The following is a 25,875-nucleotide window of genomic DNA, read 5'->3' on the forward strand; positions in this document are numbered from 1 at the left end:
GCTATGAGCGCCTGATGAGCACGCGGCGATGAAGACGTCAAGGTAGCGACGGTCCGGACGGCACAGCCAGCCTCCCGGGCCGAGTAAGGGAGTGCAGTGGCGAAGGTCCGGGTATACGAGCTCGCTAAGGAGTTCGGCGTAGAGAGCAAGGTCGTCATGGCCAAGCTCCAAGAGATGGGAGAGTTCGTCCGATCGGCGTCCTCGACCATCGAAGCGCCGGTGGTCCGCAGGCTCACCGAAGCTCTGGGCGCATCGAAGGGTGGGCCCTCCAAGGGCGGCGGGCAGCCGTCCAACAGACAGCAGCCGCCGAAGGCTGTTCCCCGGCCGGCAGACAGCCAGGCCGGCAACGGCGCCGCGCAGGCGCCGGTTCCATCTCCTCCGCGTCCGGGCCCCGCTAAGCCAGGTCCTGGTCCGCGTCCGGGTCCCGCGGGCGGCACTCAGCCGCGTCCGCCGGTTCCCATGCCGCACCAGCCGCAGCAGCAGCCCGAGGCCGCGCGTGGTGAGACTCCGCAGGCTCCGCAGGCGCGCTTCGAGAGCGGGAGCTCCGGTGCGCCCGCTCGGCCGACCCCTGGTCCGCGTCCGGGCCCGGCGGCTCGTCCGGGTCCCAAGCCCGGCCCCAGTCCTCGTCCGGGTCCCGGTGGCGGCGGCTCGGCGCAGGCTCCGCGTCCTGGCGCGCCTTCCGGCGGTGCTCCGCGTCCCGGCGCGCCCGCCGGTGGCGGCGGCGGTCCGCGTCCTGGTCAAGGACCGAAGCCCGGTCCGCGTGGCCCGCGTCCCGGCAACAACCCGTTCTCGTCGACGGCCAGCGGCATGGGTCAGGCCCGGCCGCCGCGGCCCGGTGGTCAGCGCGACGGCGGTGGCCCCGGCCAGCGTGAACGCCGCGACGGACCGCCGCGTGACGGCGCGATGCCGCGTCCGCCGCAGGGCCGTGGCGGCGGCGAGGGCAGGCCGGCTGCCGGTCCGCGTCCTGGTCCGCCCGCTGGCGGTCCGCGTCCTGGTCCCGGTGCGGGTGGTCCCCGTCCTGGTGGCCCGCGTCCCAACCCGATGATGATGCCCCAAGGCCGTCCCAGCGGTCCGGGCGGCGGTGGCCGTCCGGGCGGTGGCGGCGGTGCCGGCGGTGGCGGCGGTGGCCGTCCCGGTGGTGGTGGCGGCGGCGGTGGCCGTCCGGGTGGCGGCCGTCCCGGTGGCGGCGGCGGCTTCGCCGGCCGTCCGGGTGGCGGCGGCACCGGTCAGCGCACCGGCACCGGTGGTCCTGGTGGTCCCGGTGGTGGCGGCGGCTTCGGCGGTCGTCCGGGCGCCGGTGGCCGTGGCCGTGGCGGCGGCACCGCGGGAGCCTTCGGGCGTCCCGGCGGCCGGCCCGCGCGTGGTCGCAAGTCCAAGCGCCAGAGGCGCCAGGAGTTCGACAACATGTCGGCGCCGGCGATCGGCGGCGTGCAGGTCGCTCGCGGCAACGGCGCGACGATTCGCCTGCCGCGCGGCGCGTCGCTGTCCGACTTCGCCGACCGCATCGGCGCTAACCCCGCCGCGCTCGTGCAGATCATGCTGCACCTCGGCGAGATGGTGACCGCGACTCAGTCGGTCAACGAGGAGACGCTGCAGCTGCTCGGCGCCGAGCTGGACTACAACATCCAGGTCGTCAGCCCGGAGGAGGAGGACCGCGAGCTTCTCGAGGCCTTCGACATCGAGTTCGGCGAGGACGAGGGCGACGAGGCCGACCTGGCCGCGCGTCCGCCGGTCGTGACCGTCATGGGTCACGTCGACCACGGTAAGACCAAGCTGCTCGACGCCATCCGCAAGACCAATGTGGTGGCGCGCGAGGCGGGTGGCATCACCCAGCACATCGGCGCTTACCAGGTCTCCGCAGAGCACGAGGGCGAAGACCGGAAGATCACCTTCATCGACACCCCGGGTCACGAGGCGTTCACCGCCATGCGTGCCCGAGGCGCCAAGTCCACCGACATCGCGGTGCTGGTGGTCGCGGCCGACGACGGTGTGAAGCCGCAGACGATCGAGGCGCTCAACCACGCCCAGGCGGCAGAGGTGCCGGTCGTGGTCGCGGTCAACAAGATCGACAAGGAGGGCGCGGACCCGAACAAGGTGCGGGCCCAGCTCACCGAATACGGTCTGGTGGCCGAGGAATACGGCGGTTCCACGTTGTTCGTCGACATCTCGGCGAAGAACGCGACCGGCATCGAGGACCTGCTCGAGGCCATCCTGCTGACCGCCGACGCCGAGCTCGACCTGCGGGCCAACCCGACGATGGACGCCCAGGGCATCGCCATCGAGGCGCACCTCGACAAGGGCCGTGGCCCTGTGGCGACCGTCCTGGTCCAGCGCGGCACGCTGCGGGTCGGCGACTCGATCGTGTGTGGCGAGGCCTTCGGCCGCGTCCGGGCGATGCTCGACGACAACGGCGACGCGGTCGAAGAGGCCACGCCGTCGCGTCCGGTCCTGGTGATGGGTCTGACGGCCGTGCCGAGCGCCGGTGACAACTTCATCGTGGTCACCGACGACCGGATGGCCCGGCAGATCGCCCAGCAGCGCGCGGCGCGCAAGCGCAGCGCGGACATGGCGAAGTCGAGCCGCCGCCGCACCCTCGAGGAGCTGTTCAGCGACCTCGAGAAGGGCCGCGTCGACGAGCTCAAGCTCATCATCAAGGGTGACGTGTCCGGTTCGGTGGAGGCCCTGGAAGACGCCCTGCTCAAGATCGACGTCGGCGACGAGGTCAGGCTCCGTGTCCTGCACCGCGCGGTCGGCGCGATCACCGAGTACGACGTCAACCTGGCCGTCGCCGACGACAACGCGGTCATCATCGGCTTCAACGTCCGCCCCGAGCCTCGGGCGCGCGACCTGGCCGAGCGCGAGGGCGTCGACATCCGCTACTACTCGGTCATCTACCAGGCGATCGAGGAAATCGAAGCGGCGCTCAAGGGCATGCTCAAGCCCGAATACGAAGAGGTCCAGCTGGGCACCGCCGAGATCCGCGCGATCTTCAAGGTGCCGAAGATCGGCAACATCGCCGGTTCGGTGGTCCGCTCGGGCAGGATCGTGCGCAACAGCAAGGCGCGCCTCATCCGCGACGGTGTCGTCGTGGCCGACAACCTCACCGTCTCCTCGCTGCGGCGGGAGAAGGACGATGTCACCGAGGTCCGCGAGGGCTTCGAGTGCGGCATCGGCGTCGGCTACAACGACATCAAGGAAGGCGACACCATCGAAACCTTCGAGATGCGGGAGAAGCCGCGAGACTGACACGCGGCATGGCGCCCGGCGGGACATCCGCCGGGCGCCTCTCGCACGTCCTGGCCTGGTCTCCACCGCAGCAGGCCGGCCGTGCGTCCACCACACCAGGCCAAGCGGTGGTAGCCAACGATGTATGTGGGTGCTCTGACCCTGGACATCCTGCTCGGCGACGTACGGTCGCTGAAGCAGAAGCGCTCTGCCGTCCGGCCTCTGATCGCCGAGCTGCAGCGACGTTATCCCAGCATCGCGGTGGCCGAGACCGGTCATCTCGACCTGCATCGCAGGGCTGAGATCGGCGTCGCGGTGATCTCCGCCTCCGCGGGTAACTGCAAAGAGGTGATGGACGCCTGCGAGCGGATGGTGGCCTTCCGCCCCGAGATCGAGCTGCTGTCGGCCAGGCAGCGGCTCTACACCGACGAAGATTGAACGACAGCACGGCCAGGTCGTGCGTGAGGGGGAGCGAACATGGTGGATGCCGCACGAGCGCGCAAGCTCGCCGACCGCATCCAGCAGATCGTCGCCGAGATGCTGGAGCGCCGGATCAAGGATCCGCGCCTGGGCTTCATCACCGTGACTGACACGCGCGTCACCGCTGACCTGCGTGAGGCGACGGTCTTCTACACGGTGTTCGGCTCCGAGGCCGAGCGGGCCGACAGCGCGGCCGCCCTGGAAAGCGCCAAGGGCATCCTCCGCTCCGAAGTCGGCCGGCAGACCGGCGTACGCTTCGCTCCGACGCTGACGTTCAAGCACGACCCGCTGCCCGACAGCGCACGCCACCTCGACGACCTCATCAACGCCGCCCGGGCGCGGGACGCCGAGGTGGCGCGCCAGGCCCAGAGCGCGGCGTACGCGGGCGACGCGGATCCCTACAAGAAGCCCGATGAGGGCGAGGACGAGGAAGAGCCGGCGTGACGCCCGACGTGAGGGACCGGGCCGACCGGCCGGCGCGTGTCGAGTCTCACAACGGCGTCGGCGGCGGCGCGATACCGGAGAGCGACTGGAACCGGGCGCTGCACCTGATCAAACAGGCTGACGAGGTGGCCCTGGTCTGCCACGTGACGCCCGACGGCGACGCGCTCGGCTCGATGCTGGCCGTGGCCTTCGTGCTGCGGTCGATGGGCAAGCGGGTCGTGGCGTCGTTCGGCGACCAGCCGTTCGCGGTGCCGCGACTGCTGCGGTTCCTGCCGGGGCAGGAGATGTTGGTGCCGCCGGCGGAGTTCCCCGTCGCGCCGGAGCTGGTGATCTCGTTCGACTCCTCGACGTTCGAGCGGCTGGGGATGCTCGGCGACAACACCGCCAGGGCGCGCGAGGTCATCGTGGTCGACCACCATCCGTCCAACGCCGGGTTCGGCACGCTCGGGATCATCGACGCCAAGGCCGCGGCCACGGCGATGCTGGCCGAGCAGCTCATCTACCGGCTGGGCGGGCGGCTCGACCGGGACATCGCCACGTGCCTGTACGCGGGCCTCGTGACCGACACCGGCTCGTTCCGCCACTCCTCGACCACGCCTGCCGTGCACCAGATGGCGGCCAGGCTCGTGGCGACGGGGCTGCGTACCGACGAGATCGCCCGCGAGCTGTGGGACCGTTCGCCGTTCAGCTACCTCAAGGTGCTGGCCGCCGCCCTGGACCGGGTGAAGCTGGAGGGCGGGCTGGTGTGGACGTACGTGACGCGGGTCGACCGTGCCGCGTACGGGCTGCCGTACGCCGAGCTCGAAGGCATCATCGACATCGTGCGGCGCACCGACGAGGCCGAGGTGGCGGTCGTGCTCAAGGAGGACGACCAGGGCGCCTGGCAGGTGTCCACCAGGTCCAAGGGCACCGTCGACGTGGCCGCCGCGTGTGCGGCGCTGGGCGGCGGCGGGCACCACAACGCGGCCGGTTACACCTCGCACGCCACCGTGGAGGAGACCATGGCCGCCTTCAAGCGCGAGCTGGGGATGGCGTGACGGCCACCGAGCCAGGCGGAATGGCGTTCGGACGAGGGCAGGGGATGGCTTGATGGCCGAGAGCGGTCTGATCATCGTCGACAAGCCGGCCGATTGGACATCCCACGACGTGGTGGCCAAGATGCGGCGCATCGCGGGCACCCGCCGCGTGGGGCACGCCGGCACGCTGGACCCGATGGCGACGGGCGTGCTGGTGATCGGCGTGGAGAAGGCGACCAGGCTGCTCGGCCACCTGGCGCTGACCGAGAAGGTCTACGAGGCCACGATCAGGCTCGGCGCCAGCACGAACACCGACGACGCCGAGGGCGAGGTGACCGCCACGGCCTCGGCGGCCGGTGTGACCACGGCCGAGATCCACAAGGGCGTCGCCGCGCTGACCGGGGAGATCATGCAGGTCCCGCCGCAGGTCAGCGCCATCAAGGTGAACGGGCAGCGGGCTTACAAGACCGCGCGGGCAGGCGGCGAGGTCGAGCTGGCGGCCAGGCCCGTCACGGTTCGGGCGTTCGACGTGCTGGACATCAGGGTCCATGAGGACGTGGTGGACGTGGACGCGGTCGTGACCTGCTCCAGCGGGACCTACATCCGCGCGCTGGCCCGCGACCTGGGCGCGGCGCTCGGGGTCGGAGGGCATCTGACGCGGCTGCGGCGTACCCGGGTGGGGCCCTATGACCTGGCACTGGCCAGGACCATCGAGCAGCTCGCCGAGGAGTGCGTGATCCTGCCGATCGGGGAGGCCGTGGCGGCGGCGTTCGCGCGCAGGGACGTGACGGCTGAGGAAGCGCGCGTCGTCGCGCACGGTGGGCGGCTGCCTGCGATCGGCTTCGGGAAAGGGCCGATCGGCGTGTTCGGGCCGGAGGGTGAGTTGCTCGCGCTGGTCGAGGAGCAGGGCAGAACCGCCAAGCCCATCGCCGTCTTCGCCGGCTGATCGCCTTCGGCCGGTCGGCCCCGGTTTCCCGCACATCACCGTGACCGGCCCGCGCTCCTCTCCGTCGCCCCGCACTTCGGCGGCGGTCCCTGGTTCAGGCGGGCTTGTGGGCGACGATGATGTCGCGGACGATCGCCTGGTCCACCCAGTGCTCGAAGTCGGGGTAGTCCATCACCTGGAGGCCGGCCGCGGTGAGGATCTCCGCCAGGTCGGAGCTCTTGCCGCCATAGGTGTTCCAGGCGATGCCCATCGCGCCGCCAGGACGCAGCAGTCCGGCCCAGACGGGCACGGCCTGGCGCAGCAGCTCCAGAGGGCTGCGGGACAGGCCCGAGCCGCCCTTGCTGCCGTGCTGGACGCCGTAGGGGGCATCGGCCACCAGCACGTCGAACGAGCGCGGCTTGAAGAACTCGCGGCTCTTCAGCGTGTCGGCGTTGACCATGGTCAGGTGCTGCACGTCCCCTGCCTTGATCGCCTCCTTCGACAGCCCGAACGTGATGTTGAGCCGCCGCCCGACCAGGGCCCGCTCGCGGCGCACCGGCACGGTCTCGGCGGTGTGCTTGAGCCGCTTGTTGCGTAGCCAGGCCTTGATGAAGCCCGTGTACGCCTCGAAGTCCTTGCCGTCGACGTCGATCCCGTAAGCGTCGTAGCCGTACATGAGGGCCTGGTTGAGCGTCGTGCCCCGCCCGCACAGCGGGTCGAACACCGACAGCCGCTCGTCCAGCCCCTTGTCCCCGGCCAGGATGGTGACGTTGAGCAGCAGCTTGGTGAAGTGCTCGTTGGTCTTGCCCGCGTACTTCTGAATGGTGATCAGGTCACTGCTCAGCCGGTCGAGCGACTGCATGTGCAGCGGCCTGAGGAGCTCGCCCTCGATCCCAAAAATTGCGTAAACCGAGGAAAGGTTTGACAAAAGCGCGATGTCTGGCTGGGTGAGCGGCTCAGCCGTCTCGAACGTCACGTACGGCACGCCGCCGATCGTGGTCTCCTCGCTGCCCAGCACCTCACCTCGGAGGGCCTGCGCGCCGAAGACCGCCAGCTCGCTCCTCGTCAGCCGGACGGAGCTCTCGCCATAGACCCGGTTGAACGCAGGCAGGATCAGAAGCGCGTATCGAGGCATGATGCCCGATCCTATCGCCCTCGATTGGGGGAAACCGAGACGCGCGTGGCAGGCTTGTGGGGTATTGAGCCGCCACGAGCGAACGGGGCCTAGCGTGCAGGGTTCGGGAAGGTCTGTCGTCACCATCGGCGTGTACGACGGGGTGCACCGCGGGCACCAACGGGTGGTCGAGCGGGCCGTCGCCGTCGCCGGAGAGCGCGGGCTGCGCTCGGTCGCCGTCACCTTTGAGCCGCATCCCGACGAGGTCGTCCGGCCCGGGTCTCATCCGCAACGGCTCACGAGCCCCAGGCGCAGAGCCGAGTTGCTGACCGGGCTGGGGGTGGACGAGATCGACGTGGTGGAGTTCACGCTCGAGCTGTCGCGGACCAGTCCGGCCGACTTCGCCCAATCGGTGCTGGGCGAAAGAGCGCGGGCCGCAGTCGTGGTGGTGGGCGAGGATTTCGTGTTCGGGCAGGGTGCGAGCGGGGACGTCGAGACTTTGCAGACGCTGGGCGACAAATACGATTTCGAGGTGGACGTCGTGCCCATGCTCAACGGCGTCTCGTCCACCGCCATCCGCGAGCGCATCGTGGCCGGCGACGTGGAGGGCGCGGCGGCGGCGCTCGGGCGGCCGCACCGGGTGGAGGGGGTGGTCGTCCGCGGTTACCAGCGGGGGCGCCAGCTCGGCTTCCCGACCGCGAACGTCGAGACGCCGCAGCACACGGCGATCCCCGCAGACGGGGTCTACGCGGGCTGGCTGGAGTGCGTGCCCGTGGCCAACCTGCCCGCCCTGTACGCGGGGGAGCGGTGGCCGGCGGCGATTTCGGTCGGCACGAATCCGACGTTCGAAGGGGTGCCGCGGACGGTGGAGGCGTACGCGCTGGACCGGGACGACCTGGAGCTCTACGGGGTGCACGTGGGAGTGGACTTCGCGGCGCGCCTGCGCGGCAACACCCGGTTCGAGTCGATCGACGCTTTGATCGAGCAGATTCACGCCGACGTCGCCGCCACCCGGCGCCTCACAACCTAAACCTAAACCTAAACCTAAACCTTTTTTCTTTTTTTACGCGTTGCCGTGGTTTGCCAAACGCCGTCGCTGGCTTGCGTCTGTCCAGGGGAACGGCCTCTGACCGGTCAGTGGCGCGCCGCCGTTACGGCGCGCACGGGCACCGGCTTCCGTGGTTTCAATCGTGTGCCCGGCTTCCGTGGTTTCAGTGGTGTGCCCGGCTTCCGTGGTTTCAGTGGTGGGCCCGGAGGGAGTCCAGTAGGCGGGACAGCGCCGTCTGTGTGTCCGCGAGGTCGTCGGGGCCGGTGGACTGGGCCAGCCACAAGGCGGCCTCGTTCATCGCGCCCGAAAGCAGGCGGGTCAGCGGTGCGACCGGCTGCGCCGGGAGCGTTCCGTTCTCGATGAGGGTGGTCAGCGCCTCGGTCAGGTGTTTGGCGGAGGTCGCCTCGTCAATGGCGCGCCATTCGGTCCAGCCCAGCACCGCGGGGCCGTCGACCAGCATGATGCGCTGGACCTCCGGGTCGGCGCCGGCCGCCACGAAGGCCGCGCAGCCGTTCTTGAGCTGATCCCACGGATCGGCCGCGGCCTCCGCCGCCGCGACCACCCGGGCCGCCACCTCCTGCTGCACCTCTTCCAGCACGGCGCGGAAGAGCTCGGCCTTGCCCGCGAAATGGTGGTAGAGGGCTCCCTTGGTCACCCCGGACTCGCGCACGATCTCCGCCAGCCCGACGGCGCCGTAGCCCTTGGCCGCGAACAGCCGTCTGCTCGCGGCGAGCAGCGTTCGCCTGGTGTGTTCCTTCTGCTCGGCCCTGGTCAATCCAACACTCCTTTGACATACCGATGGTACGTGAAGTAGCGTACCCCGGCATACCGATGGTATGTGAACGAAGGAGATGGGCGTGGAGCTGAGCAGCTTCTATCCGGTGGTGTGCACGGCCGACGTCGCCGCGTCGAAGGACTTCTACGTGCGGCTGTTCGGGTTCGAGGTGACGTTCGAGGCCGAGTGGTACGTGAGCCTGCGCCGTGGGCCGTACGAGCTGGCCCTGCTCGATCACCGGCATCCGACGATCCCTCTGGCCTACCGGAGGCCGGTCGCGGGGCTCTTGCTCAATTTCGAGGTGGCCGACGTCGACGCCGAGTGGGAACGGCTCGTCGTCCGTGAAGGGCTGGAGCCCGAGCTGGCGTTGCGCGACGAGGAGTTCGGCCAGCGCCACTTCATCGTGTCGGATCCCAGCGGCGTGCTCGTCGACGTCATCACGCCGATCGCGCCGTCGGCCGAGTTCGCCGGGCAGTACGTGTCCGGCGGGCAGGAACACCCGAGCATCCGGCCCTAGGTGGTAGTCTTGCATGTCGGCTCTGTGACGGCGGCGCTGCGCGCTGCCCATGACGGCCTTCACGCGGCGACTGTAGGCACGCACGGTTGTTCGCTCATTGGTTACATTAGCGCGTGCCCGTAGATTGAAGGAGAGCCGTGTCCCTCGACACCGCTGCCAAGAAGTCCATCATCGGCGAATACGCGACGACCGAGGGTGACACCGGGTCGCCCGAGGTGCAGATCGCACTGCTGAGCAAGCGCATCAGCGAGCTCACCGAGCACCTGAAGACGCACAAGCACGACCACCACAGCCGTCGTGGCCTGCTTCTGCTCGTCGGTCGCCGGCGCCGCCTGCTGAAGTACCTGCAGAAGGTCGACATCCAGCGCTACCGTTCGCTCATCGAGCGGCTCGGCCTGCGCCGATAACATGAAAGGGAGCGGCGTCGCGCCGCTCCCTTTCCCATATGGGTAGTAGCACCCATAGGGACGAAAGGCGCGTGGCGGCGTGAAACCGTCACCCCGCCTGACGTACAACTGAAGATCCGAGACACACAGCCCCCGCGTCCGCTCAGCACCATGCGACCCGCGACGCCTGCGGGCCGGTCCTCGGTAGTGGCTTCCGGTAGACGTGACGTCTGACCGGGCGCTTCGATCGAAGACCGGCGCTGCACCTAACGAGGGTGCCGGTGAGAAAAGGGCGCGGGAGACCGACCACAAGGAGGTCCCCCGTGGAGGGTGTCCACACTGCTGAAGCCGTCATAGACAACGGCTCATTCGGCACGCGCACGATCCGGTTCGAGACCGGACGGCTCGCGCGTCAGGCGGCGGGGTCCGCCGTCGCATATCTCGACAACGACACGATGGTGCTCTCAGCGACCACCGCGTCGAAGACTCCGAAGGAACAGTTCGACTTCTTCCCGCTGACGGTGGACGTCGAGGAGCGAATGTACGCCGCGGGGCGCATCCCCGGCTCGTTCTTCCGTCGTGAGGGCCGTCCCTCCGAGGACGCCATCCTCACCTGTCGCCTGATCGACCGGCCGCTGCGCCCGTCGTTCGTCAAGGGCCTGCGCAACGAGGTGCAGGTCGTGGCCACCATCATGGCGCTCAACCCCGACCACCTCTACGACGTGGTCGCCATCAACGCCGCGTCCCTGTCGACGCAGCTGGCGGGCCTGCCGTTCTCGGGCCCGATCGGTGGCGTGCGGGTGGCGCTGATCGAGGGCCAGTGGGTGGCGTTCCCGACGCACCATGAGCTCGAGTCGGCCACGTTCGACATGGTCGTGGCGGGCCGGGTGCTCGACGACGGCGATGTCGCGATCATGATGGTCGAGGCCGAGTCCACCAAGGACACGCTGAAGCTGGTCGCCGAGGGCGCCGTCGCGCCCACCGAGGAGACCGTCGCACAGGGCCTGGATGCCGCCAAGCCCTTCATCAAGGTGCTGTGCGAGGCGCAGTCGCGCATCGCGCAGGTCGCGGCCAAGGAGACGGCCGAATACCCGGTCTTCCTGGACTACCAGGAGGACGCCTACGCCGCGGTCGAAGCGGCGATCAAGAACGAGCTTGCCGCCGCGCTGACCATCGCCGGCAAGCAGGAGCGCGAGAACGAGCTGGAGAAGGTCAAGGCGCTGGCCGCCGAGAAGGTCCTGCCCGACTTCGAGGGGCGCGAGAAGGAGATCTCCGCCGCGTTCCGCTCGGTGATGAAGAAGCTCATGCGTGAGCGGGTCATCAAGGAGGGCATCCGCATCGACGGCCGTGGCACCAAGGACATCCGCGCCTTGTCGGCCGAGGTCCACGTGGTGCCGCGGGTGCACGGCTCGGCGTTGTTCGAGCGCGGCGAGACCCAGATCATGGGCATCACGACGCTCAACATGCTGCGCATGGAGCAGGTCATCGACACGCTCAACCCGGACCGCACCAAGCGCTACATGCACAACTACAACTTCCCGCCTTACTCCACCGGTGAGACCGGCCGGGTGGGCTCGCCCAAGCGGCGCGAGATCGGTCACGGCGCGCTGGCCGAGCGGGCGCTGATCCCGGTGCTGCCCTCGCGCGAGGAGTTCCCGTACGCGATCCGCCAGGTCTCCGAGGCGCTCGGCTCGAACGGCTCGACCTCGATGGGCTCGGTGTGCGCGTCCACGATGGCGCTGCTCGACGCCGGTGTGCCGCTCAAGGAGATGGTCGCGGGCATCGCGATGGGCCTGATCGGCGAGGGTGACACGTACGTCACGCTGACCGACATCCTCGGCGCCGAGGACGCCATGGGCGACATGGACTTCAAGGTCGCCGGCACCAAGGACGTCATCACCGCCCTGCAGCTCGACACCAAGCTCGACGGCATCCCGGCCCACGTGCTCGCGGGCGCTCTGAAGCAGGCCAAGGGCGCCCGGCTGGCGATCCTCGACGTGATGCAGGAAGCGATCGACTCCCCGGCGGAGATGAACCCGACCGCGCCGCGCATCATCACCATCAAGGTCCCGGTCGACAAGATCGGCGAGGTCATCGGCCCGAAGGGCAAGATGATCAACCAGATCCAGGACGACACGGGCGCCGAGATCACCATCGAGGACGACGGCACGATCTACATCGGCGCCACCGACGGCCCGGCCGCCGAGGCCGCGCGGTCGGCGATCAACGCCATCGCCAACCCGCACATGCCGGAGGTCGGCGAGCGCTACCTGGGCACGGTCGTCAAGATCGCCGCCTTCGGCGCGTTCATCTCGCTCATGCCCGGCAAGGACGGCCTCCTGCACGTCTCCCAGATCCGCAAGCTGCACGGCGGCAAGCGCATCGAGAACGTCGAGGACGTCATGAGCGTCGGCGAGAAGATCCAGGTGGAGATCGCCGAGATCGACGGCCGCGGCAAGCTCTCGCTGGTGCCGGTCGAGGTCATCGAGAAGGAGGCCGCCGAGAAGGAGGCGAAGGCTCCCGAAGGCGACAGCGAGGCTCCGGAGACGGAGGAGGCCGCCGCACCGGGCGAGGAGAAGTCCGACCGGCCCCGCCGCACCCGTACGCGCGTCCGCACCCGCACTAGCAGCGGCGGCGGCGAGGGGGACGACCGGAACTCGTGACAACGACCACGCTGCACCCCGGCAAGGACGGAGCCGGGGTGGTAAGGCGCACCGTCCTTCCGGGTGGCCTGCGCGTGGTGACCGAGACCATGCCGACCGTGCGCAGCGTCGCGGTCGGCATGTGGGTCGGCATCGGCTCGCGTGACGAGGCCCCCGAGCACATGGGGGCCACCCATTTCCTTGAACACCTGCTGTTCAAGGGCACTCCGACACGCGACGCCATGGAGATCTCCGCCTCCATCGAGGGCATCGGCGGTGAGATCAACGCCTTCACCGCCAAGGAATACACCTGCTACTACGCCCGGGTGCTGGACGAGGACCTGCGGATAGCGGTCGACGTGCTCGCCGACGTGGTGACCAGCTCGCTGGTGACCGACGAGGACGTCGAGTCGGAGCGTGGCGTGATCCTCGAGGAGATCGCCATGCACGACGACGACCCCTCGGACGTGGTGCACGAGCAGTTCGCCGCCGAGCTCTACGGCGATTCGCCGATCGGCCGGCCCATCCTGGGCACGGTGGACTCGATCAACGCGCTCGGGCGCGACCGGATCGCGGAGTACTACCACCGCTACTACCGGCCTCGTCGCACGGTGGTGTCCGTCGCGGGCAACATCCGGCACGAAGAGGTCGTCGAGCTGGTCACCAGGGCGTACGAGCGGGCGGGCGCGCTGAGCGGCCCCGCCGAGTTCGCCACGCCGCGCACCAGCGGCCCCGGCGCCGACGCGCGCTCGGGAGTCAGGGTGCTCGACCGGCCGACCGAGCAGGCCAACCTGGTGCTCGGCACGACCGGCCTGGCCCGCACCGACGACCGCAGGTTCGCGCTGGGCGTGCTCAACTCCGCGCTGGGCGGCGGCATGTCGTCCAGGCTCTTCCAAGAGATCAGGGAGAAGCGCGGCCTGGCGTACTCCGCCTACAGCTACACCTCGGCCTACGCGGACACCGGCCAGTTCGGCATCTACGTCGGCTGCCTGCCGTCGAAGATCGACGACGTGCTGAAGATCTGCCGGGACGAGCTGACGCGGGTGGTGGACCAGGGGCTGACCGCCGACGAGATCATGCGTGGCAAGGGTCAGATGCGCGGCGGGCTCGTGCTCGGGCTGGAGGACACCGGCTCGCGCATGTCCCGCATCGGGAAGAACGAGCTGGTCTACGAGGAGCTCATGTCGGTGGACGAGGTGTTGTCCCGGATCGAGGGCGTCACCCCCGACGAGATCTCCGAGATCGCCAGGGACGTGCTCAACCGGCCGCTCACGCTCGCCGTGATCGGGCCGTACGGCGACAAGGACTTCACCGACGCCATCCGCTGACGACTGTCATCGCAGTGGCTCGCGGGCAGCGACCCGCATCGTTACGCCTCGGGCGGGCCGTGTCCAGCGGCCCGCCCTGTTACGTCTCGGACGGGGGCTGTCCAACGGTCCCGATCCGTCGCCCCTGAGCGGCGCGCATGCGCGTCCGTCCAATCCCTCCCCGACGGGGGTGTGCCCATGTTGCGTTTGCGCCTGACGCGGCGTGGCCGGCGAGTCACGCGTCCGGCCGGGTGCGGGAGCGACGGCCGGGCGGAGGGGTCGGCCGAACGGGCAGTGCCCGGTGGCTGGCGTGAGTGGGCGGCTCACTACAGGGCGGCACTCCAATGGGCGGGTTCGGCGTTGGGATAGGGTTGGGCGTGTGATCAAGGTAGGTGTGCTCGGCGCCCGCGGCCGCGTGGGCTCCGAGGTGTGCAAGGCGGTCGAGGCGGCCGGCGACATGGAGCTGGTGGCCGCGCTCGACAAGGACGACTCCATCGAAGGGCTCGAGGGCGCGGAGGTGGTGGTCGACTTCACCCACCCCGACGTGGTCATGGGCAACCTCGAATGGGCCATCGCGCACGGCGTGCATCCGGTGGTGGGCACGACCGGGTTCGACGAGGGCCGGCTGACGACCGTACGCGGGTGGCTGGCGGACTCCCCGGGCACCAACTGCCTGATCGCCCCCAACTTCGGCATCGCGGCCGTGCTCATGATGCACTTCGCCCAGCAGGCGGCGCGTCACTTCGAGTCCGTCGAGATCGTCGAGCTGCACCACCCCAACAAGGCCGACGCCCCGTCCGGCACCGCGGCCCGCACCGCGCAGCTGGTGGCCGAGGCACGGGCCAAGAGCGGCTCCGCCCCGATGCCCGACGCGACGAGCACCGCGCTGGAAGGCGCCCGCGGCGCCGACGTCAGCGGGGTGCGCGTGCACTCGGTACGCCTGTCCGGGCTCATCGCCCACCAGGAGGTGCTGCTGGGTGGCGACGGGGAGATCCTCACGATCAGGCACGACACGATGAGCAGGTCGGCGTTCGCGCCGGGTGTGCTGCTGGGCGTGCGCCGGGTGCGTGAGCTGCCCGGACTCACCGTGGGCCTGGAGCCGCTGCTCGACCTCTGAGCGCCGGCCGCGGTGCGGTCTCGGCGTGGCCGCACGACGTGCCCACCCATGGGTGGGCACGTCGTGAGGAGAGGGTCCCGGCTCCGCACAGCCGGGCCTACGATCATCAACATTAATACGAGCGGCGCGATCCGCCCGAAACATGAGATCGTGTCGGCATGGTGCGATGGGCGGAGGCCGGTGAGCTGGCCGGGCTGGTGGCGATCGAGTTGGCCGCGGATCGGCTGTTCGAGCAGGTGGGCATCACCTTCCCGCCCGGCACCACCATGATCGAGGAAGTGGACGATCCGGGCACCGTGCTGGTCGAGGGCGAGCCGCCGGTCGGGTTCGCGCTGATCGGATGGGTGGACGGCAACCTGCATCTCGAGCAGCTGGCCGTCCATCCGGACAACATGCGCCAGGGCATCGGCGGGCGGCTGATGGCCGCGGTGATCGACCATGCGGGGGCGGCCGGCGCACCGCACGTGACGTTGACGACGTACCGGGACGTGCCGTGGAACGCGCCCTGGTACGCGCGCCACGGCTTCACCGTGCTGCCCGAGGAGGAGTGGGGGCCGCAGCTGCGGGCGCTGGTGGTGCATGAGCGGGAGCTGGGCATCGAGGTCGCCCCGCGCGTGGTGATGAGCCGCGCCTGCTAGCCGGGCTCGGTAGCGCCCTGTCACTTGGACCGGGCTCGGTAGCGCCCTGCCACTTGGACCCGGCTCCGAGCCGCGCCCTGCCGCGTGGTGCCGGCCGGAGCGGTGCCTCGCCGCGTAGAGCTAGCCCCCGGCGGGGGCGTCGCGGTGGGAGGCTAGCCAGTCGACGGCGTAGGCAACGGCCGCGGGCAGGGAGAACAGCCGGGCCTCGGCCGCACCGACCCGGCCCCGCCGCACGACACCGGTCTCGTCGAAGTCCGCGCCCAGGGCGGCGAAGTCGCTCGCGTCCACGGCCACGTCCTCGAATTCGCACCACGTCCGCCCGTTCCCGTCGTCCACCACCGCACGGTAGCGGCGCCGCGGCGGGCTGGCGGTGTAGCGATATTCGGCCAGGTGAAAGGCCGTGCACTTGTCGTAGCCCACGCCCAGCAGCAGGACCAGGGCGCCCGCGTCGTACAGGCGGGCGAGCGGGGACCGCTCGCCGAGCAGGCAGTCGCGGTCGTGCCCCTCGATGATCTCGGCCGCCCGCGAGCCCATGGCGGCGAAGGACGTGTGCGGATGCGCGCTGCGCAGAGCCCCGGGCAGCGTACGCACGTGCTCGGCGATCTGTCCCATCTGATGGGAGGGGGTCGTGGCCGGATCGAAGGCCGGCATGCGGGAGCGGTAGGCGGCGGCCTCGTCCGGGGTCATCCCGGCCACGGCGGCACGGTAGAGGGGAGAGGTGTCGGAATTGCCCGACGTGCCGGCGGGAACCACGAGTGTGCCGTCGCCACCGAGCACTTTCCGTAGCGCCGCGACGACCGTGCCCGCCCCGCACTCAGAGCGGCCGAGGCTCTTGAGCGAGGAATGCAGCAACACGACCTGCCCGAATCCCACACCCAATGCGGCGAAGTCCCGTGCTAACCGGTCAACGTCCAACATATCGACACCTATCCCGCTTTGGGGCGATTTTAGTATATCGTGGCGACAAGGGCTATTGGTGGAGCATTTTGCGCAACGGTCTACAATGCCGTTGAAACGGCCATCGTAACGAGCTCTTTTAACAGGTGTTTCCTTTCGGATGGCGGGCCACAGAGCTGCTCGCTATGTCAGCGCACAGAATTCCTGGTTATACTCTGACGGGTCCTCGGCAGCAGCTCCAGCCGGAAATACTGCCGTCCGAAATACTCCAGGATCGGGCTGTCACTGTGGCCACCCCTTTCGATGACCGTATGGTCATGACCCCAGAGGAAACCACTGGGGAGGGGAGTCCGGAGGGATCAGGCGGAGGCTGGCGGCGGATCCGGCGCCTGCGAAGGAACGTCGAGCTGAATCTGCTCTGGACGGGATCGGCTGTTTCCACGTTCGGCACCCGCACCCTCAGCGTGGCCTATCCGCTCCTGGCCCTGGCCGAGGGCAACTCGCCGATCGCCGCGGGCTGGGCGGGATTCGCCTTTACCGTCCCGATCCTGATCCTCTACATACCGGGCGGGCTTCTGGTTGACCGAATATCCCCCCGGCGCGTCATGCTCGTCGCCGAGTTCGTGCGGGGACTAACGGTGGGCACCGTCCTCCTGACGATGATCTTCGGGCATCTGTCGCTGATCCACATCATGATCGCCGCCGCCGTCGAGGGCGCGATGTGGGCCCTCTACACACTGGCCGAGTCGTCGCTGCTGCCCTCGCTGGCGCATCCGGGCACGATGCGGCGCGTGCTGGCCAAGAGCGAAGGTGCGACCCATGTCGGCTCGCTTCTCGGCCGGCCGGTGGGCGGATATCTGTTCGGCCTCGGCAGTGCCTTCCCTTTTGCGCTCAACACCGCGCTCTTCGTCGTCTCCTGGGGGTTGTTCCTCAGCGTGCGACGCCCGTCCGAGCGCACGCCCGCGGGTCCCTCGCAGCTGCGGGATCTGTCCGGAGGCTTCCGCGAGCTCATGCGGCAGCCGTTTCTCCGCAGCTCCATCCTGTTGATCACGATCACCAATCTGATGATCAACACTCTCATGATGGTCTTCGTCGCGGGGTCCCACGGGCTGTCCTCGCTGTCGATCGGCGTGGTGCTCGCCGCGGGTGGCGTCGGGGGGGCGGTGGGAGCCGGTCTGGCCTTCTTCAGGAGTCCACCGCGTTCCGTGCTGCTGGTGCACATGTGCATCTGGGGCGTCGCGCTCTTCCTGGCGGCACTGGGCACCTGGGTGGGCGCGTGGCTGCCGTTCTTCGCCGCGGCGTTCTTCATCACCGGCATGGGGGGCGCGTGGAGCAACGTGGCGATCCGTGAGGTGGAGGTCAATCGCATCGATCCTCGCACGCTGGCTCGCGTCGTCGGCGTCTCGCGGTTGTCCGCCCACGCGGCGATCTGCCTCGCCGCCCCCCTGGGCGGTCTCCTCGTCACCTGGTACGGCGTGACAGGCGGCGCGTCCGCGTTGTTCGTCGTGATGATGTCGGCCATTGTGTTGATCTCGTGCTCTCCGAAGGCACGCGAAGCGCTGGTCCCGCGCCTGCCCGGCCCGTTAAGCCAGAACCGCCGGGTGCCCGTGCCGACGCATGCCCCCGTGCCGGCTCTGTGTGTGGAGCCTCCGCCTGAGGTGTCCCGCACTCAGGAGTTCCAGCATGAGCCATCAGTCAGAGAGTCATCGCGCGAGTCGTCCCTCAGCTCGTCGCGGCCATGCCCGGCGAACGTGTAGGCGCCGCGAATCAGCCGCCGACGACCAGTTGTCTCGCGTCGTTCGCCAGGTGGTCGGGCAGGGCCGGTGCGCGCGCCGAGATCGCCCGCTTGGCCAGGCCGACCGCCGACGTGGTCTGGCCCGCCAGGTGCTCGACTTTGGCCGCGTACAGCAGCAACGGGCCGTGCGCCACCTCCGGATCGCGATCTGAGGCCTCCTTCAGCGCCTCGATCATCTCCTCCTGGGCCTGCGGGATGCTGTCGGTTTGGGCGAGCGCGAGGGCGTGCGCGACCTTGGCGAACGGCCACCGCAGGGGTTTCGCCCTGTCGAGATCGCGTAGCGCGGCCTTCGCTTTGCCCATGCCGGCCAGCATCTGCCCACGGCTGAGCAGGGCGTCGGTGTTGTTGCCCTCCCTGTCCAGCACGCTGTCGAGCACCCCCACGGCCGCTTCCAGGTGGCCACCGTGCCACAGGGCCCATGCCAGCTCCGTCTGGATGGACAGATCCGCGGGCACGCGCACCATCGCGGCGTGCAGCTCGCGTACGGCCTCGGCGGGGAAGCCCTGGGCCAGCCGTAGCCGTCCGATGGCCGTCAGCAGAGGCCCCACGGCGCCCACCGCCCCGGCGGTCTCGAAGGCTTTGGCCGCCTCGCTGTAGTGCGCGATCGTGGCCTCCAGATCGCCGCGCTCATGGGCCACATTGCCGAGCATCGATTCGATCCGCGCGCGCAGCCGCAGGTCGTCCTCCTTCGACCGGGCCAGCGCCTCTTCGCCGAGCTTGGCCGCCCGGCGGAGATCGTCTTCCCGCAAGGCGTCCTCCGCCCCACGCAGGAAGTCCTCGGGCCCCAACCGGGGCAGGGACAGGTCGGCCGGACGGTCGCCCTGCTCGGCGGGCTGGACCAGCCGGTCGTACGCCAGCTCCAACGACCCCTCGCCCCGGCGCTGGTCGGCCCTCAGAAGATGGCGTTTCACCAACTGGGCGATCACGGCCGCGCCGAGCCCCGCGTTCCTCACCGCACTACGCCGGACCGGTTGCCGGCCGCCGGGCTGATCGCCGAAGGTCAGCCGCAACCATGCCCTCAACCTGCGGTCGTCGCCGTCAAGGCGCTCGGCGGCGATCCGCCTCATCTCCCCTTCGTAGTATTCGGACAGAGCTCTCTCGGTGTAGTGGTGCACGTCCCTCGTGGTGATCTCGGCTGTCTCCGGCGGCAGGGATTTCCACAGGGCCTCGCAGACGACCTGGAGCTGGACAGGCTCAACCCCCTCTGGTTCGTACGTGCCGTTCGTACGCGTTCTGACCGTGATGAGGTCGCGCACGACCTGTTCGGCGGCGCCCGTGGCGAACGTGCGCCCGGTGCCGCGGATGGGCTCCCGCACAGCCTCCAGAGCGCCGCCGAAGCTCAGCACCTCCAGCGGGAAGCGTTCCCAATCGAGCTCCGGACCATCCGGAGAGCTCTTCCGCTCGGGCTCGGCCAGTTCACATTCGTAGGGGAGGAGCTCCATCAGCCGGTCGATGCGGATCGACACCAGCAGGCGGAGACCCCGGTGCGCCCGCAGCGCCTCAGCGAGCTGGGCGAAGAACCAGTCCCGGTACAGCCGGTTCCGCCGGCCGCCGGCGAAGAGCTCCTCGGCCTGGTCAATGGCCACCAGCATGGGAAGGCGGTCGCCGAAGGCGTCGCGCTTGACCGGCCGGGCCTCGAGGAACGCGGGAATCGTCATGCCCGCGAGCCGGTTGGGCGGCGCCGACGGCGCCCATGACATCAGCAGGGCGAGAACGAAAGGATTGTGTGGCGGGAGCGCGGCTCGTGGGAAGGCCGTTCCGTAGGAGACCCGGCCGATCGGAAGCACGTCCGCCGCGTGCGTGCCGAGCAGCGGCATGACGCCGGCCTGGAGCAGCGAGGTCTTCCCGACACCGGAGGCGCCGTAGAGAACGGTCAACCGCTGTGACTGCCATAACCTGCGTAGTTCTCGAGATTCCTCGTCACGTCCGAAAAATCTGTGACGGTCGTCGAGCTGAAATGCCCGCAGGCCCTGGTACGGCGTCGGTGTCGTTTGCTGTCTCTTCGTGCTGGGAGTCACCATGCTGATCTCATTCGCAGCCGCATTCCATCGCACATTTACTCCACGACAGTCAGGATGCGCGACATCTTCGCATGCGCGAGATGGTCAGCACACCCGCCCGCGGATATTAAAGACATGTCCGCCGGCGGGCGCGGTGATCAGATGGAGTTTTGGAAGGCCGCCATCTGGTCGTTGACGTCGGTCAAGCAGGAAGCCACCGCTTCCCGGAGTGCGGCGCTGTCCAGCATGGCCATCTCGCGCAGCGAAACAGAACTCACATCGATCATGCTCGAGCCGTAGTGCCCGTCACGCATGTGCGCTCCATCCTTTTCGGTCACCCAAAATCTCGGACGATATGCAGGCGCTTTCTCGTGAACGTCGCTGATTATGATTCTGTGATAAACGGGACGACTAATCAAGCTCTAAGATAGGGGCCCATAGCTCTTCGGGCGTGAAGCGGAGGACCGACGTGGCTGACAATTCCGTGCCCTCACCAGGACCGAAGGTCTGGGAACGCGTTCCGAAGCGCAATCCGGACTTCACCGGCCGCAAAGATCTTCTAACGGCGCTCAGGAAGAGCATGCACACGGTGACCGCCGTTGTGGCTCAGCCTCAGGCGCTGCAGGGCCTCGGAGGCGTCGGCAAGACGCAGTTGGCGATCGAGTACGCCTGGCAATATCGTTCCCACTACGAGCTGGTGTGGTGGGTCTCTGCCGACCAGCCGCTCCTCGTTCCCTCGGTCCTGGCGTCAATGGCGCCGGCTCTCGGCCTGCCGCCGGCGACCAGCACCGGCGTGGAGCAGGCCACCCAGTCGGTCCTGCGTGCGCTCGAGAGCGGATCGCCCTTCCGCAGCTGGCTGGTGATCTTCGACAACGCCGAGGAACCGGAATACATCATGGACTTCCTTCCCCGGGGTCCCGGCCACGTCCTCATCACGTCGCGCAACTCCCGCTGGAGCGACCATGAGCCCACCATCGAAGTGGACGTGTTCAGGCGTGAGGAGAGCAGGGCGTTCCTCAGCAGGCGGCTGAGGAATGCGATCAGCGAGAGCGAGGCCGACCGCTTGGCCGAGAAGCTGGGGGACCTGCCTCTCGCGCTGGAACAGGCCGCCGCCCTGCTGGGCAGGACCCTGATGTCAGTGGAGGAATATCTCGGGTTGCTGGAGGAGCAGACGAGCCGGCTGCTCAGCCTGGAGAAGGCGCCGACCTATCCGCTGTCGATGACCGCCGCCTGGCAGCTGTCGGTCTCCCAGCTCCAGGACCGCATCCCCGCGGCGGTCGAGGTGCTGCGCTGCTGTGCGTTCTTCGGCCCGGAGCCGATCCCCCGCGACGTCTTCCGCCGCGGCAACCGCGCGGTGGGAGAGCGGCTGTCGCCCATCCTGTCGGACCCGATCGAGCTGACCAACGCGCTGAGCCATCTGGAACGCCTGGCCCTGGTCAAGGTCGAGCCGTCCACCCGCACCCTCCAGGTCCACCGGCTGAACCAGGCGCTGCTGCGGGATGAGACCCCCGAGAAGGACCGCTCGGAGCTCCGCCACGAAGTCCACCTGCTCATGTCGGGTACGGCCCCGAGCGATCCCGACGATACGGCGAACTGGGCTCGGTTCGAGGAGCTCGCCGCCCACCTGGAGCCGTCGGGAGTCATCGACTGCACCGTGCCGGCCGTGCGCAAGTTCGCCCTCGACCTCGTGCGTTACCTGTACGTACGCGGCAGCTACAACCAGGCCGAGACGCTGCTCAACGAGTACATCGAGAAATGGACGGAGGTGAGCGGCGCCCGTCACAAAGACGTGCTCGTCGCCCGCATCCACCTGGGCCTGATCCACCAGGCGCTGGCCAGGTACGCCGAGGCCGAGAAGATCGTGTCCGAAGCCCTCGACATGATGGTCGCCACTCTCGGTGCCGAGCACTCGGAAACGTTGTGGGCGAAGGGCGCCTACGGTGCGGCCCTGCGTGGGCGCGGTGAGTTCGCCAGGGCACAGGAGATCGACGCCGAGAGGGCCGACGTCTACCAGCACCAGCACGGCGACGACCACAACCTGACCCTGCAGGCCCGTAACAACCTGGCCGTGGACTATGCGCTGACCAGCAGATACGACGAGGCCCAGAAGCTCCTCCGGCAGATCTACCTCTACCGGAGCGGCGTGGAAGGCGTCGGCCGCCGCGTCCTGCTCTCGACGTGGAACAACCTCAACAGCGTCGTGCGCTTGGGCGGCCAGTCCCAAGTGGCGGCGGACATGGCCGAGGAGGCCTACGGCTATGGCGTCGCGCAGCTCGGCGACGATCACCCCATCACCCTTCAGGCGGCCAAGGACTACGCGATCGCGTTACGCAGAAGCGGCCGGATCGCCGATGCGCTGCAGCGCATGAGGGACACTCACGCCCGCCTTCAGCGGTTGTTCGGAGACGAGCACGCCGACACCATGGCGGCCGCGCTCGGCCTGTCCAACGTGCTGCGTGCGAACGCCGAGTACGAAGAGGCGCTCGAGCTGGCGCGGCAGACGGCCGGCCGGTACCCCAAGGTGTTCGGAGCCGACCACCCGTTCACGCATGCGGCCGGGATCGACGTGGCGCTGCTCCTGCGGCTCACGGGTGAGGTCGCGGCGGCGCGGGAGCTCAACGAGAAGACCTTGGCCGCTCTCAGCGATCGGCTCGGCCCCGACCACGATTACACCGTCACGTGTGCGATCAACCTGCAGAACGACCTGGCGGCGCTCGGCAGGCACGACGAGGCCCGCGTGCTGGGCGAGGAGAACTACCGGCGGATCCAGACGTTCTTCACCCCCGACCACTACCTCAGCCTCGTCTGCGCGGCCAACCTGTGCCTGGACCTGCTGGCGACAGGAGCTGAGAACGAGGCCAAGCGGCTGCTGGCGGAGACGGCGCAGCGCTTTGAGACGGTCATGGGGCGCGAGCACCCTGACGCGCTGGCGCTGCTGGCCGGCGAGCGGCTCAGCGCCGACTTCGATCCGCCGGTCATTTAGCCGTTCCTGACGGCCCAGGCTTCCCTGTGGCGTTCCGACTGCAGGCGGGCCTGGGCGGCGGCGGCCGCCGTGACCGGCTCGGACCGCCACCGGCCGAGTGTGTCACGCAGCGTGCTGACGAAGTGTGTCCCGGCTTCCGTCAGCGCGCCGCTGTCCAGGAGCGTCCCGGCGACCTGGTACGCGGCCTCGCGCCAGCGGGCGAACTCCACCTGCGCACGCATCCCGTGGTCGGCGTCGTCCGTGTGCCGCCGCCAGAAGCCGGCGACGCCCGCGTGCGCGTACGCGCCGTGCAGCAGGCCGGACACCGGCCGCGGGTCCGGACGCCACGGCGCGTAGAAGCGGCGGCCGTCGTCCGGCCCGGTCAGCTCCACCACGTCGCTCAGCGCGTACAGCTTGGCGTGCTGCAACTCGTGCGCCAGGGTCGCCGCCATGCCGATCCCGTCGATCGGGTCGGACAACGCGATCGTGCCGAACGTGTCCCGCGCGGACGCGCTGTGCTGTTCGAGCGAGCGCGTGACGACGGGCGTGAGCACCGAGACCGCCATGGCGATCTCCCCGCCCACCGTCCAGTGACGGGCCCGCAGGACCTCCCAGGCCTCGCGCAGGCAGGAGACCCAGCGCCGCCGCCGCTCCTCCGTCAGACGCTCGTCGACGTCGTCCCCGGGCCAGCGGTACGGGTCGAGGTCGTCGATGGTCATGAGCACGTCGGGCCCGAACGGCACACGACGGAGGACCTGCCAGCCGGGCCGGTCACGGGTCAGGTCCAAACGGCGTACGTGGCCGCCGACCCGCAGCTCGGCCCCGTCCTCCGACGGCTCGACGGAGGCCACGGCCACGTCCGGCACGTCGCCGGGCAGAGCCAGCAGGCCCAGCGAGGGCAGCATCAGCGTGCCGCCGCGCACCGGCACGGCCAGGCGGCAGGCGGTGCGGGTGCGCACCGCGGCGGCCAGCGCGACCGCCGCCAGCCGCCCGGGGTCGGCCTGGCCGCGGCAGGCTCGCAGCGCCCATGCCCCCACCGCCGGGTAGCGCAGGCAACGGCCGAGCTCCTCCGGGGCGTCGGCTTCCATCTTCGACAGCGCTTCGTAAGCGCGGGACACCAGGTCGTCGCGGGCCTGGTCCACGAGCAGGCGCACCAGCAGACGGTGCTTGCTCGCCTGAGCCGCGCACAGCTCAGCCACGGCCTGAGCGCCCCCGGCGCCCGCGGCCAGCCCGGAGAAGGCGGCGCCGGAGACCTGGTGCGGGGTGAGGCTCATCCGGCTCCCCGCAGCCGCGCCATGTCCCGTGCGCATCGCGTCGCGATGTACGTGATCAGCCGGTACATGTCGGCGCAGTAGACGGACGGCTCGGCGAACCCGGTGGCCGCGCTGTAGCGGTGAGCGTACAGGCCGCCTCCGCAGGTGGACACGATGTCGCAGCGGCGGCAGACCGGGGAGAGGGCCAGCTCGCCGATCTGGCGGGCGACGATCGACGGGTGCAGCAGCGCGTTGTCCAGGGGGTCGCGGAGCACGTGCAGCCGGGTCTCGGGAGCGCCGTGGTAGGTGCTCTTGAGTATGTCGGACTGCTCGATGCTCCCGTCGGTCTCGATCACCACCATGCGGACGGGTGACAGCCCCACACTCTCCGCACGTGAAGGGCTGCCCATCAGCAGCCGCATGATCTCCCTGAACAGCCGGATCTCGGTCTGCAGGACGGGGCTGTCGTACCAGAAGTCGAAGATCGGGATCAGCCAGTCGGCGTACGGCGTCTCGGGCGAGCCGGGTTCGCGGAACGGCGGTGGAGTGGCCCAGTTGCCGTGCGGCAGCAGGAAGTCGATCGCCGGCGGGTCGTACTCCAGCAGCGCCTGGTAGGTCCGCACCGGATCGTTGCGTACGTCGATCGTGCACAGGAGGCCGCTGAAGAGGTGATGGTACGGGCCCGCGGACAGCCTCCGCAGCGACTCGCTGACCACGGCGTGGCTGCCGCGCCCGTTGGGGAGGCGGCGGTGCCGGTCCTGCCCTTCGGCGTCGCCGTCCATGCTCACGCCGACGCGGATCTCCAAGGATTCGAACAACCGCAGGTACGCCTCGTCCAGCCGGACGCCGTTGGTCTGGACGTTGACGTTGACCCTCGTGCCCGTGTCCACCGCGCCGCGCACGCCGCACACCACGCGGGAGATGAGCTCGGGGCCGGCCAGCAGCGGCTCGCCGCCGTGCAAGATGACGTCGATCTCCGCCAGGTCGTGGCGGGAGGCGTGCTCGGCGATGCGCTCGACGGCGCGGTCGGCGATGGCCTCGGACATCCTGCGCGGCCGCGCGCGCCAGCTCTGGTCCGCCATCTCGTACACATAGCAGTACCGGCAGGCGAGGTCGCAGCGGCTGTGGATCTTCAGGATGAACTGCTGGAAGGCGAGTGGCTTCCAGCCCTCCGCCAGTAACGTGTCGACGTCGAGGCGATCCGGGAACTCCGTGGTGCGCAGCGGTCCCGAATCAGGGCTTCCTAACAACGGCTACCCCTTAAGCGTCGTGCGCCCCATCGCGGTACCTGAGTTGATCGCGTGGGAGGAGCGCTACACCCCGTCCCTATTTCT

21 protein-coding genes are annotated in these 25,875 nt (G+C 69.4%); 14 read left to right on the plus strand and 7 right to left on the minus strand.

What is annotated here, in order from left to right; genetic code table 11:
* The first annotated feature begins 96 nt into the window (after positions 1-96).
* From infB to truB, 5 genes are all read left to right on the plus strand, one after another.
* On the plus strand, positions 97-3,246 hold the full coding sequence (gene infB / locus EDD27_RS01545; RefSeq protein WP_127930717.1) for a translation initiation factor IF-2: 3,150 nt from the start codon (positions 97-99) through the stop codon (positions 3,244-3,246).
* A gap of 120 nt (positions 3,247-3,366) precedes the next feature.
* Entirely contained in the window at positions 3,367-3,663 is a 297-nt protein-coding gene (locus tag EDD27_RS01550) for a DUF503 domain-containing protein (RefSeq protein WP_127930718.1), read from the plus strand.
* A gap of 39 nt (positions 3,664-3,702) precedes the next feature.
* Positions 3,703-4,149: a 30S ribosome-binding factor RbfA gene (rbfA, locus tag EDD27_RS01555; RefSeq protein WP_127930719.1), complete on the plus strand. Its 447-nt coding sequence runs from the start codon at positions 3,703-3,705 to the stop codon at positions 4,147-4,149.
* The gene (locus EDD27_RS01560; RefSeq protein WP_127930720.1) at positions 4,146-5,186 is read left to right on the plus strand and encodes a DHH family phosphoesterase; all 1,041 of its coding nucleotides are present in this window, start codon (positions 4,146-4,148) and stop codon (positions 5,184-5,186) included. The genes rbfA and EDD27_RS01560 overlap by 4 nt, the downstream gene beginning before the upstream one ends.
* Positions 5,187-5,238: 52 nt before the next feature.
* Positions 5,239-6,111, plus strand: a complete 873-nt coding sequence (truB, locus tag EDD27_RS01565; protein ID WP_127930721.1) for a tRNA pseudouridine(55) synthase TruB — start codon at positions 5,239-5,241, stop codon at positions 6,109-6,111.
* Positions 6,112-6,205: 94 nt separating this feature from the next.
* Here the strand turns inward: truB and EDD27_RS01570 are convergent, their stop codons facing one another.
* A complete protein-coding gene (locus EDD27_RS01570) occupies positions 6,206-7,225 on the minus strand; it encodes a TRM11 family SAM-dependent methyltransferase (protein ID WP_127930722.1) in 1,020 nt (339 codons plus the stop codon).
* Between the two features lie 94 nt (positions 7,226-7,319).
* Between EDD27_RS01570 and EDD27_RS01575 the strand changes: the two genes are divergently transcribed.
* Positions 7,320-8,234, plus strand: a complete 915-nt coding sequence (locus tag EDD27_RS01575) for a bifunctional riboflavin kinase/FAD synthetase (protein WP_241563806.1) — start codon at positions 7,320-7,322, stop codon at positions 8,232-8,234.
* 208 nt (positions 8,235-8,442) lie between these two features.
* Here the strand turns inward: EDD27_RS01575 and EDD27_RS01580 are convergent, their stop codons facing one another.
* Complete coding sequence (locus EDD27_RS01580) at positions 8,443-9,027, minus strand: TetR/AcrR family transcriptional regulator (RefSeq protein ID WP_127930723.1); 585 nt, start codon at positions 9,025-9,027, stop codon at positions 8,443-8,445.
* Positions 9,028-9,109: 82 nt separating this feature from the next.
* Here EDD27_RS01580 and EDD27_RS01585 point away from each other — a divergent pair, with 82 nt between their 5' ends.
* The 6 genes from EDD27_RS01585 (at position 9,110) to EDD27_RS01610 (ending at position 15,634) form a co-directional block, all read left to right on the plus strand.
* Positions 9,110-9,544: a VOC family protein gene (locus EDD27_RS01585; protein WP_127930724.1), complete on the plus strand. Its 435-nt coding sequence runs from the start codon at positions 9,110-9,112 to the stop codon at positions 9,542-9,544.
* A gap of 137 nt (positions 9,545-9,681) precedes the next feature.
* Entirely contained in the window at positions 9,682-9,951 is a 270-nt protein-coding gene (gene rpsO, locus EDD27_RS01590; protein WP_127930725.1) for a 30S ribosomal protein S15, read from the plus strand.
* A 302-nt stretch (positions 9,952-10,253) separates the two neighbouring features.
* Positions 10,254-12,593, plus strand: coding sequence for a polyribonucleotide nucleotidyltransferase (locus EDD27_RS01595; RefSeq protein ID WP_127930726.1), 2,340 nt, complete (start codon positions 10,254-10,256; stop codon positions 12,591-12,593).
* Positions 12,590-13,900 carry a M16 family metallopeptidase gene (locus EDD27_RS01600; protein WP_127930727.1) on the plus strand — a complete coding sequence of 437 codons (1,311 nt, stop codon included), beginning with the start codon at positions 12,590-12,592 and terminating at the stop codon, positions 13,898-13,900. The genes EDD27_RS01595 and EDD27_RS01600 overlap by 4 nt, the downstream gene beginning before the upstream one ends.
* Before the next feature lie 358 nt (positions 13,901-14,258).
* On the plus strand, positions 14,259-14,996 hold the full coding sequence (gene dapB / locus EDD27_RS01605; protein ID WP_127930728.1) for a 4-hydroxy-tetrahydrodipicolinate reductase: 738 nt from the start codon (positions 14,259-14,261) through the stop codon (positions 14,994-14,996).
* Between the two features lie 158 nt (positions 14,997-15,154).
* Entirely contained in the window at positions 15,155-15,634 is a 480-nt protein-coding gene (locus EDD27_RS01610; protein WP_127930729.1) for a GNAT family N-acetyltransferase, read from the plus strand.
* A gap of 120 nt (positions 15,635-15,754) precedes the next feature.
* Here EDD27_RS01610 and EDD27_RS01615 read toward each other — a convergent pair whose 3' ends face one another.
* Positions 15,755-16,552, minus strand: a complete 798-nt coding sequence (locus EDD27_RS01615) for an AAC(3) family N-acetyltransferase (RefSeq protein WP_164903423.1) — start codon at positions 16,550-16,552, stop codon at positions 15,755-15,757.
* A gap of 296 nt (positions 16,553-16,848) precedes the next feature.
* Between EDD27_RS01615 and EDD27_RS01620 the strand changes: the two genes are divergently transcribed.
* Positions 16,849-18,288, plus strand: coding sequence for an MFS transporter (locus EDD27_RS01620; protein ID WP_164903424.1), 1,440 nt, complete (start codon positions 16,849-16,851; stop codon positions 18,286-18,288).
* Between the two features lie 10 nt (positions 18,289-18,298).
* On the opposite strand, the gene EDD27_RS01625 is transcribed toward EDD27_RS01620, so the two are convergent.
* Together EDD27_RS01625 and EDD27_RS53830 are read right to left on the minus strand one after the other, a co-directional pair.
* Positions 18,299-20,347 carry an ATP-binding protein gene (locus EDD27_RS01625; protein WP_338324629.1) on the minus strand — a complete coding sequence of 683 codons (2,049 nt, stop codon included), beginning with the start codon at positions 20,345-20,347 and terminating at the stop codon, positions 18,299-18,301.
* Between the two features lie 137 nt (positions 20,348-20,484).
* On the minus strand, positions 20,485-20,640 hold the full coding sequence (locus EDD27_RS53830; RefSeq protein ID WP_164903425.1) for a hypothetical protein: 156 nt from the start codon (positions 20,638-20,640) through the stop codon (positions 20,485-20,487).
* A 155-nt stretch (positions 20,641-20,795) separates the two neighbouring features.
* Here EDD27_RS53830 and fxsT point away from each other — a divergent pair, with 155 nt between their 5' ends.
* Entirely contained in the window at positions 20,796-23,309 is a 2,514-nt protein-coding gene (gene fxsT, locus EDD27_RS01630; protein ID WP_241563807.1) for an FxSxx-COOH system tetratricopeptide repeat protein, read from the plus strand.
* Here the strand turns inward: fxsT and EDD27_RS01635 are convergent.
* Positions 23,306-24,562, minus strand: a complete 1,257-nt coding sequence (locus EDD27_RS01635; RefSeq protein WP_164903426.1) for an HEXXH motif domain-containing protein — start codon at positions 24,560-24,562, stop codon at positions 23,306-23,308. The two genes, fxsT and EDD27_RS01635, sit on opposite strands and share 4 nt — an antisense overlap.
* Positions 24,559-25,791 (minus strand): FxsB family cyclophane-forming radical SAM/SPASM peptide maturase, encoded by a 1,233-nt coding sequence (locus tag EDD27_RS01640; protein WP_241563808.1) that lies wholly within the window; start codon positions 25,789-25,791, stop codon positions 24,559-24,561. The genes EDD27_RS01635 and EDD27_RS01640 overlap by 4 nt, the downstream gene beginning before the upstream one ends.
* Positions 25,792-25,875: the final 84 nt, after the last annotated feature.

The sequence above is a fragment of the Nonomuraea polychroma genome, from assembly GCF_004011505.1.
Classification (GTDB): Bacteria; Actinomycetota; Actinomycetes; order Streptosporangiales; family Streptosporangiaceae; genus Nonomuraea; species Nonomuraea polychroma.

Bases quoted from the DNA above. Each gene is read 5' to 3' on its own strand.
- EDD27_RS01620 (WP_164903424.1), top strand. From the start codon at position 16,849: ATGACCCCAGAGGAAACCACTGGGGAGGGGAGTCCGGAGGGATCAGGC.
- EDD27_RS01550 (WP_127930718.1), top strand. From the start codon at position 3,367: ATGTATGTGGGTGCTCTGACCCTGGACATCCTGCTCGGCGACGTACGG.
- rbfA (WP_127930719.1), top strand. From the start codon at position 3,703: ATGGTGGATGCCGCACGAGCGCGCAAGCTCGCCGACCGCATCCAGCAG.
- EDD27_RS01615 (WP_164903423.1), bottom strand. From the start codon at position 16,552: ATGTTGGACGTTGACCGGTTAGCACGGGACTTCGCCGCATTGGGTGTG.
- EDD27_RS53830 (WP_164903425.1), bottom strand. From the start codon at position 20,640: ATGCGTGACGGGCACTACGGCTCGAGCATGATCGATGTGAGTTCTGTT.
- EDD27_RS01570 (WP_127930722.1), bottom strand. From the start codon at position 7,225: ATGCCTCGATACGCGCTTCTGATCCTGCCTGCGTTCAACCGGGTCTAT.
- truB (WP_127930721.1), top strand. From the start codon at position 5,239: ATGGCCGAGAGCGGTCTGATCATCGTCGACAAGCCGGCCGATTGGACA.
- EDD27_RS01625 (WP_338324629.1), bottom strand. From the start codon at position 20,347: ATGGTGACTCCCAGCACGAAGAGACAGCAAACGACACCGACGCCGTAC.
- EDD27_RS01635 (WP_164903426.1), bottom strand. From the start codon at position 24,562: ATGAGCCTCACCCCGCACCAGGTCTCCGGCGCCGCCTTCTCCGGGCTG.
- EDD27_RS01610 (WP_127930729.1), top strand. From the start codon at position 15,155: ATGGTGCGATGGGCGGAGGCCGGTGAGCTGGCCGGGCTGGTGGCGATC.